Below are 909 nucleotides of genomic sequence, written 5' to 3'. Positions count from 1 at the left end.
CGTACAGGAGGAGGGGCAGCAGGCAGACCGCCGCCAGCGGGGCGGTGATCCGCGCCCGCGTCCGGGGGGTGAGGGCGGAGCCGGCCCAGAGTTCCCCCGCGATGGTGCCCACGGGAAGGGCGCACATCAGGATCCCCAGGGTGACGGTCCCGGCGCCGATGCCGTCCGCGTACGGGGTGAGCAGGGCCTCCGGGACGACGGAGAAGGCGGACGGGATCCAGCACAGCAGGGTCAGCGCGCGCAGCCGGCGGTTCCCGAACACGGCGCGCAGCCCGCCGAGCGCGGAGTGCCGTACGGCCCCGGCGCGGGCGGGCCGGGGGCGGGTGCCCAGGCGCAGCAGCAGGGCGGAGGCCAGGAAGCCGGCGGCGGTCAGGGCGATCGCCCCGCGCGGGGCGAGGACGGTCAGCAGCAGGCCGCCGAGGCCGAAGCCGGTGAGCTGGGCGCTCTGCGCGACCATCCGCAGCAGCGAGCGGCCGAGGACGAAGGCCTCGCCGGAGCCGAGGATGTCGGCGAGGGAGGCACTGCGGGCGCCCTGGAAGAGGGGCGCGACGAAGGCCATGGCGCAGCGCAGGACGAGGATCCCCGCGACGGGTGTGCCGGGCCACACCATGGCCGCGGCGCAGGCGGCGCACACCAGGTCGCAGGCGGTGAGCACCCGCCGGGCGGGGTGCCGGTCGGCGATCCCGGCGAGCACGGTGCCGCCGAGGGCGTAGGGGAGGAAGCCGAGGGCGAAGGTGAGCGCGCTCATCAGGGGCGAACCGGTGGCGCGGTAGACGAGGACGGTGAGGGAGATCTCGGCGACGACGACACCGAGGACGGACATCAGGTGCGCGGCGAAGACGGCCGGGAACTCGGGCACGCGGAACACGGCCCGGTAGCCGGCGGCGGGGGCGGCGGTCGGCGGTGGGG

Annotated in this window: 1 protein-coding gene; it reads right to left on the bottom strand. The window is 76.8% G+C overall.

Annotated elements, in window-relative coordinates; all coding sequences use genetic code 11:
* Window positions 1-909, bottom strand: a 909-nt coding sequence (locus tag VR44_RS17070) for an MFS transporter (protein ID WP_045948369.1), incomplete at both ends; no start/stop codon positions are given.

It is taken from the genome of Streptomyces katrae (assembly GCF_000966975.1).
GTDB lineage: Bacteria > Actinomycetota > Actinomycetes > Streptomycetales > Streptomycetaceae > Streptomyces > Streptomyces katrae.
The sequence above is the reverse complement of the archived record's forward strand: the minus strand, read 5'-3'. Positions and strand labels throughout refer to the sequence as shown.